Below are 9,700 nucleotides of genomic sequence, written 5' to 3' on the forward strand. Positions count from 1 at the left end.
CGAGATCGGGACATATGGCACCCCGAGATCGGGACATATGGCACGCCCCGGCCATCACGACGGGGGTCAGGCCTGGGCGGCCCGCCGCTCCTGGGAGGTACGTAGCTCGGCGACAGGCCGTCCCTCGGTTGCCGTCAGGGGAAGCGCGTCGCGCAGGGCCCCGAGCGCGGGGCCGGCCTCCCGGACCTCGGCTGGTGTCAGCCGCACCACCGTGAAGCCCTGTGCCTCGATCTGCTCCTGACGTGCCGCTTGGGCTGCGAGGACCTCGGTCGACGCCTCGAGGTACTTGATCTCGCCGTCGACCTCGACGGCGACCCGCTCCGATCGCCATCCCAGATCGACGTAGTAGGACACCCCCGGCACGCCCACGGGCATCTGAGGCTCCGGCGGGCGCAGCCCGTGCACGAGGCACAGGCGCCGCAGCTCGGACTCCCAGACCGACTGGCTCCACGGCGTGGCCGCGTTGATGATGGCGCGCGCCCGCCGCACACCCCGCTCACCCCGTCGGGCCGCCAGCCGGTCCAGGAGCCGGCGCCGGAGGCGCCCCGTTGCGGCGTCGATCGCTGCCCGCCGGTCCCACGGCCGTTGCCCGGCGCTGACCGCGACGGCGAAGAGCGAGTCGACAACCGCCAGGGCACGGTCCGGCTCGAGGAAACGTGCACAGTCCCCGACGGTGCGCTCCAGCCCGGTCAGCCGTAAGACCCCCAGCTCGACGACGTCGTCGGGCTCCAGAGCGAATCGGTGCCTGACGATCGGCCGATGGCGCAGCGCCCTGCGCCGGTCGGCGGGCGATAAGTCCCGGCTCGGTGGGCGGTCGGGCAGCAGACGCGTGGGCGGTCGGCGCAGTCCGCCGTCGTTCCAGGTCACGACAAGATCGACGCTGGCCGGCTGGCTCAGGCACCGCCCGCCGTGGAGGATCGCAGCGCTCTCCAGCGCGACGACCCCGCTGACCCGTTCAGTGAGGATCGCGTGCAGGACCGCGGCGTGCTCGTCGGCACGCCGACGCCAGGGCGGGGCGTCGGGTGAGGTGCGTACGTAGGTGTCACGGCGTAGGCGGTGCAGCGCGCCGGTGTCGAGGAGCCCATAGAGCTCTCGCCGGCCGAGGTCCCGACGGCGCGGTGCTAAGACCGATACGGCCGTGGTCCGAGTCGGGTGAGAGTGTGGCGCCGCGGCTGTGCCGGGCTCCGGCTCGAGCGAGGGGGTGGGGGTCGGGTTGGAGGCAGGGGGTTGGGCACGGTCCGCGGGACCGGAACGGGGGTGTGAAGCAGGGTGCATGGTTGAAGAGTGCGCGCAGGACGGTGCGCGGCACCACTGCGTCCTGGAAACCTGTGGATAACCGTGTCATATGCGGCGATCTCGAGGTGCCATATCTCCCGACCTCGAGGGGAAAGAGGGGAGGGAGCAGCGGGTCAGCCGGCGACGAAGGCGCCCATGAGCCGGGCGATCGCGTAGACCGGGGCGCCCAGCGCCAGGATCGGCACGATCGCGCTGGCCACCGCCGCGCGCCCGCCCGGCACCCAGCGGTGTGTCCACAGCACGCGGTTGGCGGCCGCCATCAGCACCCCCGCCACGAATCCGACCACGAGGCATGCGGCGGCCGACTGGAGGGAGGCCACGGGTCCGACATGGCTGGGCCCGAAGAACCCGACGGCCGCGAGCGCCCCTCCGGCCACCCCCGCCACGAGGGCGGGCACCGTCATCGTCAGCGCCTCCAGGACGGTGGCGCGCACCTCGAGCACGGTGAGCAGCGCCCCGGTGAACAGCGCGAGCGCGCAGGGCACCGCCACGGCCGGGTCGGCCAGCCCTCGCTCGAGGGCGCACCAGCCGGTGCCCGAGACCACAATGAGACAGCCGGTCACGGTGGCCGACAGGTCCTCGACCAGTCCCTCACGCCCGTCTCGGCGCAGCATCTGGGACACGAAGGCGGCCAGGACGCTGAAGGCCATGACCACCCCCGCGGCCCCGAAGTCCTCGCGCAGGGCGACGACCACCGCGGAGGTCAGCCCGGTCAGGGCGACGACGGCCGTCGAGCCCTGGTCGTGCTGGGAGCGCACGAGGGCCGGCCACCCCTGGGCGAGCAGCGGGACGAGCAGGACGACGACGAGCAGCCGCGTCCACGAGGGCAGCGCCGCCGCGACCGCCAGGAGCAAGGGGACGACCCCCGCCACGGCCAGACGCGTCCAGGCGGGGTCGACCAGGCCCATCTCCGTGGGCTCGTTCCCACCCAGGCGGGTGCCGTGGCTGCCGGGACGGCGCGCGGCACCCGACCGGGCTGCGGCGGGCGTCGAGGAGGTCGTGTCCTGGGTGCTCACGGGGGCATCGTCCCATACCTGTAACGAGACGATGTGGTTCACTGTCGCCTGGAGCCCCGCCCGGAGCCCCGACCGGTGCGGAAGAAGAGGACGAGGCGTGCACATCATCATGTTCACCCACGAGACCGACATCGCCACTGCGCTTCCGTCGGCCTGTTTCCTGGACTCCCATGTCGAGTGCCTCACGCCGACGCCGTCGTCGTACTCGGCCATCGACCGCGCCGACGTGGTCATGGTCGACGCCCGCGGCGACCTCATGCGTGCCCGTGCCCTGTGCCAGCTCCTGTCGGGGCCCATGGACTGCGGACCGATCCTCGTCGTGCTCGAGGAGGGCGGTGCCGCGGTGGTCCAGCCGGACTGGGGCGCCTCCGACTTCGTCATGTCGGGGGCCAGCCCGGCCGAGCTCGCTGCCCGCCTGCGCCTGCTGCGCACCCACACGACGGTGCTCGAGCCGGTCAACGACGACCGGATCGAGGTCGGCGAGCTCGTCATCGACACCACCGCCTACACCGCCCGCATCCGCGGCACGCTCATCGACCTCACCTACAAGGAGTTCGAGCTGCTCAAGTACCTGGCCCTCAACCCGGGGCGCGTCCTGACCCGTGACGCGCTGCTCGACGAGGTCTGGGGGGAGAACTACATCGGCGGCTCGCGAACCGTCGACGTTCACATCCGTCGCCTGCGCGCCAAGCTCGGCACCGAGCACGACTACCTCATCGGCACGGTGCGCAACGTCGGCTACCGGCTCGAGGCCCCCACCGAGCCCTGAGCGGCGCCCCGGGACCGCCCGGCCCGGGCCGCGCTGCGGCGAGCCCGCCGTCGGGGGTACTCTGGGTTCGACGCCGGGCCGTGACGGGCCCCGGGCTCCACCTCAAGCCGCCACGAGCGGCATTCGCGCCGACTGGCGCTCTCCGGCCCGGCGTCCCCGCCCGCGGGCCCGCCGCCAGGCGGCTCCGGCGGCCACGCGCGCACTCCGGGGATCGCCTACCCGGCCCAGCAGCGGCCTGACCGCAACGATCCGTGGAATGACGCCGTCGTCCTGGCGGGTTGCGGGCCGGGGGAGTGTCGGGGCGCGACAGCGCGCACTTTTCCGGCCCCGGCCCGGGCACGTAGCCTGCGCCCATGGCATTCACACTCCCCGACGACCTCGCCCCCGAGATCTACCCCCTGGGGTGGCTCGTGGGCCGGTGGCGCGGTTACGGCATCGTGACCTACGGCGAGACCGTGCCCGAGCAGGCCGTGGTCCAGGAGATGGTCTTCGACCACGACGGTGGCCCCTACCTGCGTCAGGTGACGACCATCTGGACGGTGGACTCCACCCGCTCGCAGGACCTCGACTTCGAGACCCCGGGCCTGGAGGGCGCCGCCCGCCTCAGCCCCGCCCAGGTGTGGTCGACCGAGACCTCCTACTGGCGGCCGGTCGGCCAGGAGGTGCCCGAGACCGAGGACGGCGCTCGGCCCCCGACGCCGGTCACCTCCCTCGAGCTCGTCTCGACCGACCCCGCCGGGCATGTCGCGGTGTGGGAGGGCTGGATCCAGGGTCCGCGCGCCCAGCTGAGGACCCAGGCGGTGGGCAGGACCCGCACCGCGGCGGAGGTGACCGAGATGAGCCGTATGGTGGGACTCGTCGGCGGCGACCTCATGTGGACCCAGGACATGGCCGCCTTCGGGGTCGAGGACCTGCGCACCTACGCCTCCGGGCGCCTGGGCCGGGTCGAGGACAGCGCCGTCGAGGACGCCGATCCGGCTGACCCGGCCGTCCCTGCCGACCCGGCCGACCCCGACGTCCTGTGATGGAGCGCTCGCCCCTCTTCGCTCGGCCCGGTGCCGTGGAGAACCCGGCCGACGACCCGGACGCCCTCGTCCCGGCCCACTTCGGCGACCCCCCGCGTGAGCAGGTCCTCCTGGCGGCGGGGCGGGCCGTCAGTGCTCTGGCCCGCGACGTCGTGGAGGTCTCGGGACCCGACCGCCTGACCTGGCTGACGACCCTGTCCAGTCAGGTGCTCACCTCCCTGGCTCCCGATGACGGCGGGGCCGAGACCCTCCTGCTCGACTCCCGTGGACGCATCACCCACGCCCTGGCGGCCCTCGACGACGGCCGACGGCTCCTGCTCGTCACCGAGGCCGGCAGCGGACCGGCGCTCGCGGAGTTCCTCGACTCGATGCGGTTCATGCTGCGTGTCGAGGTCGGCCTCCGCGCCGACGTCGCGGTCCTTGGGGCGATGGGGCCGGGTGTGGCCCGGCTGGCCCAGGCGGCGCGCCAGGTGCCGCCCGACCCCGAGGGTGCGCCGGTCGGGCACGCTGAGGCTGCGGGCGCACCGGCCGAGGCCGCGGGCGCGCTGCTGGGCGTCTGGAGGGACCCGTGGCCGGGTGTGGTCGAGGGCGGTACGAGCTACGACGTCGGCCTGACCCGCCCCCACCCCGGTGCCTCCTACTCCGCCGGCTGGGTGCTGGTACCCGCCGCCGCGGTGGACGGGGTCGTCGGGGAGTTCCTCGCCGCCGCCTCCGCACGCCACGATGTGGCGGGGTCGCTGGCCTGGGAGGCCCTGCGGGTCGAGGCGGGACGCCCCCGTTGGGCCCGTGAGGTCGATGAGCGGGCCATCCCCCACGAGCTGGACTGGTTGCGCACCGCTGTCCACCTCACCAAGGGCTGCTACCCCGGCCAGGAGACGGTCGCGCGGACCCTCAACCTGGGGCGCCCGCCGCGACGGCTCACGGTGCTCCAGCTCGACGGCCTGACCGGGCGCAGCCCTCTGCCCGGGGCGGCGGTGCGGAAGGGGGAGGCAGTGGTGGGTGCCGTGACCTCGGTGGTGCGTCACCACGACTACGGGCCCCTGGCCCTGGCGCTGCTGCGGCGCGCGGTGCCGCTCGACGAGCCGCTGACCGTCGAGGTCGTCGAGGCCGACGACGACGGCCAGGACGCCGGGGCTGAGGGCGGGGCGCTCGCCGATGCCTCCGGGGGCCCGCGCGCCGAGCGCGTCGATGCCTCCCAGGAGCCCCTCGTCTCACCCGAGGGCCGGGCCCAGGCCAGCCCCGACCAGCGCCCGGGCGCCGGGCTGCGCCCCGGTCTGCTGCGCTGAGGCCGAGCCGGCCCGAGCGCGGCGGCCGCTGGCGGGGCCCCGCGTCCGCCGCTCCCCGCTACGCGCCGGGCGATCGCCGGTCCCGGACCGTCTGGGACACCGGGCCCGGCCGGCCCGATATGGTGGGGAGGTGACCATCATGGAGACCATCGCCGTCTACGTCGTCCTGGCCGTCCAGTGGATCGGAACGGCCATGCACGTCCTCGCCATCGTCCTGGGGCTGTGGGCGTTCATCGACGCGTTCCTGCGTCCCGCAGAGCACTTCGTCGCCGCGGGCAAGCGCACGAAGGGCTTCTGGCTGGCGGTCACCGGCGGGGCTGCGGCGGTCATCGTCCTCATGGGGGCGGCCTCGATGTTCGGGCTGCTGGCGGTCGTGGCCGGCTGCGTCTACCTGGCCGACGTGCGCCCCGCTCTCAAGATGTTCAAGCCGGTGACGGTGCGCTCGCGCATCCGCAGGCCGGGGCGGGGCGGTCCGGGCACGGGCTGGCACTGATGCGCGCCGTCCTGCAACGGGTGCGCCGCGCCGCGGTCCGCGTCGAGGGGGCCGACGGGCCCGTCGTCGTCGGCGAGATCACCCGGCCGGGCCTGCTCGCCCTCGTCGGCGCCACGCACGACGACGGCCCGGAGGAGGTCGCCACGATCACCCGCAAGATCGCCGAGCTGAGACTCTTCGAGCCCGAGCCCGAGCCCCAGCCAGAGCCTCAGTCCGAGCCCGAGGCGGATCCCGCCCCCGGGGCCGGCAGGTCGGGGCGCGGTTCCGAGCGCTCGGTGACCGACCTGGGCGCCCCCGTTCTCCTCGTCTCCCAGTTCACCCTGTACGCCGATGTGCGCAAGGGCAGACGGCCCTCGTGGAACGCGGCGGCGCCCGGCCCGGTGGCCGAGCCCCTGGTCGAGGCGGTGGCCGCCGGGCTGCGCGCCCGCGGCCTGGAGGTGGCCACGGGCAGCTTCGGCGCCCACATGAGGATCGACATGGAGGCCGACGGACCGGTCACGATCCTGCTGGAGGCCTGATGGGCGCGGGCGCGGTGCCGGGGCTGCTGACTGCGATCCTGCCCGAGCCGGTGGTCGTGGCCGAGACCCGCACCGAGCTGAGCACCTGCCTGCACCCGGCGGAGCGCGACTACATCGCCCAGGCCGTGGACAAGCGGTGCGCCGAGTTCACGACGGTGCGCGGCTGCGCGAGCCGGGCGCTGCGCGCCCTGGGTCATGAGCGCCCGGTGCAGGTCCCGGGCCGGCACGGCGAGCCCGCCTGGCCCCGTGGCGTCGTCGGCTCGATGACCCACTGCAACGGCTACCGGGCCGCGGCGGTGGCTCCGGCGGAGGCCCTCGACGCGATCGGGATCGATGCCGAGCCCAATGCCCCGCTGCCCGACGGCGTGGCGATGCAGGTGGCCTCGCCTGAGGAGGCCCGCCGGTGCGCCCGGCTGCTCGCGCAGTACCCGCAGGTGCGCTTCGACCGTCTCCTGTTCTCCATCAAGGAGAGCGTGTACAAGGCGTGGTTCCCGCGGGAGGGCGTGTGGCTCGGCTTCGAGGAGGCCGAGGTCGTCATCGACCCGGAGGGGACTTTTATGGTGAGCCTGGGAACCGGGGCCGGCCGCGCCCGCTACACCGGGGCATGGGCCTGCGCCGGGGGCACGCTCGTCAGTGCCCTGGCGGTGCCGGCTGGACGGTGGCGGGCGACTCCGTGCCCACCCCTTCCGCGAGATCGGGAGATATGACACCTCGAGATCGGGAGATATGACACGGCAGGGCGGCCCGCGACGGCGGGGTGCAGGACGGCGGCACCGTCACGCGGGGCAGGCATGGGCCCGCTGCGTCGCAGGTGGACGGGTGTCCACCGACCGGTGGACACCCGTGTGGCCCGGGCGGTCGTTTCCGAAAGGGGTCCGGCCGGTGGAGACTGCCGCCATGAGCACCGAGCACGCGATCGAGATCCACTCCCTGACCAAGTCCTATGGCGACAAGGAGGTGCTGCGCGGCCTCGACCTGACCGTCGCCGCCGGCACGGTGCTCGCGCTCCTGGGCCCCAACGGGGCGGGCAAGACGACGACCGTCGAGATCCTCCAGGGCCTGCGCCGTCGCGCCTCGGGCAACCTCCGTGTCCTGGGCGAGGACCCCGAGCGGGCCACGCGGGGCTGGCGGGCGCGGATCGGGGTGGTCTCCCAGTCCGCCACCGACATGGGCGACCTCAGTGTTCGCGAGGCCGTCACGCATGTCGCCCGCTTCCACGCCCGCCCGGCCGACGTCGCCCAGACCATCGAGAGGGTCGGCCTGGCCGACGACGCCCGCACCCGGGCAGCGCGACTGTCCGGAGGGCGGCGCCGTCGTCTCGACGTCGCCCTGGCCATTGTGGGCCGCCCCGAGCTGCTCTTCCTCGATGAGCCCACCACGGGCTTCGATCCCGAGGCGCGCCGCTCCTTTTGGGGCTTGGTCGAGAACCTGCGCGACGACGGCACGACGGTACTCCTGACCACCCACTACCTCGACGAGGCCGCCCACCTTGCCGACGACGTCGCGATCGTCCTGGGCGGGCGCGTCGTCGAGCGCGGCACCCCCGCCGAGCTGGCTGCGAGCGTTGGGCAGCTGCGGACCGTCACCTGGATGGAGGATGGCGTCCAACGCTCCGAGCGCACGGCGACCCCGACCGCCGTCGTGCGCGGCCTGACCGAGCGACTGGCCGGACCCGACGGCGAGGTCCCCGGCATCGAGATTCACGCCCCCTCCCTGGAGGACCACTACCTCGAGCTCGTCGCCCGGCACGCGGCCTGACCGGCGCGCACCGACCCGCTACCGGATCCCGCCACCGGTACCGGCCACGGAGACCGGCCACTGAAGAGAAGAGAAACACTGATGACCGCAACGGCAACCGCCGCGCCCACCACCCCCGCCACCGGGCTGGCCCCCGCCTCCCGCGAGCACCGGCACCCCGGCCCGTCGCCCGCCGCCGTGGCGACCCTGACCTGGACGAGCCTGCTGTCCTTCGTGCGCGAGCCCGTCGGATTCGCCATGCAGTTCCTCTACCCGCTGTTCATGCTCGTCATCTTCAACGCGGTCTTCCCCGGCGACCTCCTCGGCGAGGTCTCCTACGCCGAGTACCTCCTGCCCGCCATGATCACGACCGGGGTCATGACCACCTGCCTACAGAACCTGGCGATCACGGTGGCCGCCGAGCGGGAGAACGGCTACCTCAAGCGGCTGGCGGTGCTGCCCGCCCCGCAGTGGGCGCACGTCGTGGCCAAGTGCCTGTCGAACACGATCCTGGCCCTGCTCAACGCGGCCCTCCTCCTGCTCATCGCCAGGCTGTTCCTCGACATCGATCTGCCGGGGCAGGCCCGCTCTTGGGGGCTGCTGGCGACTGCCCTCGTGCTCATGGTCGCCACCTGCACCGCCCTGGGCCTGGCCCTGGGCCGGGTCATGTCCGGATCCCGGGCCGCGGCCGGTGTGGTCACCCCCGTCGTCGTCATGCTCCAGTTCGTCTCCGGCATCTTCTTCCCCCTGAGCCAGCTGCCCACCTGGATGGTCACCACCTTCTCCGTGCTCCCGGTGCGCTGGTCGGCCGAGCTGATGCGCCAGGCCCTCCTGCCGGCGGAGTTCGCCGTGTCGGAGCCCACCGGTGCCTGGGAGACCGGCAAGGGCCTGGCCGTCGTGTCCGCCTGGCTCGTCGGCGGGGTCGTGGCCGCCGTGGTCCTGACCCGACGCGATACCGTGGACCGATGAGTGTGCGCGGTCGGCGGCCCGCCCCGCGGGCAACGGCCAGTGCGGCGGTCGGCGAGATGGCCGACGAGACGGCCGACGGCGCAGCCGGTGAGACGGTCGCCGGGTCACTCGACGAGACGGCCGGTGAGACAGGCGGGCGCCCCGCGCGGGGCAGGAGGCGCACCGGCGTCAGACCCCTCGCGCAGTGGCGGCTCCTCGAGCGCCTGCGCGGACCACAGGACCCGGGGCGACGCCTCTCCTCCTGGTGGCCGTGTGGACCCTGGCCGGGGCCAACCTGCTCCTGAGCACCGTGACCGAGCAGGCCTCGGCCCTCTACTTCGCCGTCTACCCGCTGCTGTGGGCCGTGCACCGCACGCGGGCCACCGGCATCATGTCGACCGTCGTTTTCTCGGCGGGAATGGCCGTGGCCATGACGATCAGGACGGGGCTATGGGCCGACGCCCTGGCTGTCGGTGGCGTGTCCTGCCTGTTCTCGACAGCCATTGGGCTGTGGATCTGGCGCCTGTACGAGATCTCCGAGGCCCTCAAAGAGTCCCTGGCCGCCGAGCAGGCCGCACGCCGGGAGCTGGCCTGGACCCAGGACGAGCTCGC

General features: G+C 73.7%; 10 protein-coding genes and 1 pseudogene. 9 read left to right on the top strand and 2 right to left on the bottom strand.

What is annotated here, in order from left to right; all coding sequences use genetic code 11:
* Positions 1–66: 66 nt before the first annotated feature.
* Both Q4C85_RS11260 and Q4C85_RS11265 read right to left on the bottom strand, forming a co-directional pair.
* Complete coding sequence (locus Q4C85_RS11260) at positions 67–867, bottom strand: DUF559 domain-containing protein (RefSeq protein WP_303142154.1); 801 nt, start codon at positions 865–867, stop codon at positions 67–69.
* A 542-nt stretch (positions 868–1,409) separates the two neighbouring features.
* Entirely contained in the window at positions 1,410–2,312 is a 903-nt protein-coding gene (locus Q4C85_RS11265; RefSeq protein ID WP_303142156.1) for a tellurium resistance protein TerC, read from the bottom strand.
* A 97-nt stretch (positions 2,313–2,409) separates the two neighbouring features.
* Here Q4C85_RS11265 and Q4C85_RS11270 point away from each other — a divergent pair, with 97 nt between their 5' ends.
* The 9 genes and pseudogenes from Q4C85_RS11270 to Q4C85_RS11310 form a co-directional block, all read left to right on the top strand.
* On the top strand, positions 2,410–3,081 hold the full coding sequence (locus tag Q4C85_RS11270) for a response regulator transcription factor (RefSeq protein WP_303142159.1): 672 nt from the start codon (positions 2,410–2,412) through the stop codon (positions 3,079–3,081).
* Positions 3,082–3,434: 353 nt separating this feature from the next.
* On the top strand, positions 3,435–4,106 hold the full coding sequence (locus tag Q4C85_RS11275; protein ID WP_303142161.1) for an FABP family protein: 672 nt from the start codon (positions 3,435–3,437) through the stop codon (positions 4,104–4,106).
* A complete protein-coding gene (locus tag Q4C85_RS11280) occupies positions 4,106–5,392 on the top strand; it encodes a folate-binding protein YgfZ (RefSeq protein WP_303142164.1) in 1,287 nt (428 codons plus the stop codon). Before Q4C85_RS11275 ends, Q4C85_RS11280 begins: the two co-directional genes overlap by 1 nt.
* Before the next feature lie 139 nt (positions 5,393–5,531).
* Entirely contained in the window at positions 5,532–5,885 is a 354-nt protein-coding gene (locus Q4C85_RS11285; RefSeq protein WP_303142178.1) for a DUF2516 family protein, read from the top strand.
* The gene (locus Q4C85_RS11290) at positions 5,885–6,403 is read left to right on the top strand and encodes a D-aminoacyl-tRNA deacylase (RefSeq protein ID WP_303142167.1); all 519 of its coding nucleotides are present in this window, start codon (positions 5,885–5,887) and stop codon (positions 6,401–6,403) included. The genes Q4C85_RS11285 and Q4C85_RS11290 overlap by 1 nt, the downstream gene beginning before the upstream one ends.
* On the top strand, positions 6,403–7,110 hold the full coding sequence (locus Q4C85_RS11295; RefSeq protein ID WP_303142170.1) for a 4'-phosphopantetheinyl transferase: 708 nt from the start codon (positions 6,403–6,405) through the stop codon (positions 7,108–7,110). The genes Q4C85_RS11290 and Q4C85_RS11295 overlap by 1 nt, the downstream gene beginning before the upstream one ends.
* Positions 7,111–7,300: 190 nt before the next feature.
* The gene (locus Q4C85_RS11300; RefSeq protein ID WP_303142171.1) at positions 7,301–8,161 is read left to right on the top strand and encodes an ABC transporter ATP-binding protein; all 861 of its coding nucleotides are present in this window, start codon (positions 7,301–7,303) and stop codon (positions 8,159–8,161) included.
* An 81-nt stretch (positions 8,162–8,242) separates the two neighbouring features.
* Positions 8,243–9,109, top strand: a complete 867-nt coding sequence (locus Q4C85_RS11305; RefSeq protein ID WP_303142173.1) for an ABC transporter permease — start codon at positions 8,243–8,245, stop codon at positions 9,107–9,109.
* 244 nt (positions 9,110–9,353) lie between these two features.
* Positions 9,354–9,700, top strand: a pseudogene (locus Q4C85_RS11310) (sensor histidine kinase); the annotation flags it as partial.

It is taken from the genome of Actinomyces sp. (genome assembly GCF_030524025.1).
GTDB lineage: Bacteria > Actinomycetota > Actinomycetes > Actinomycetales > Actinomycetaceae > Actinomyces.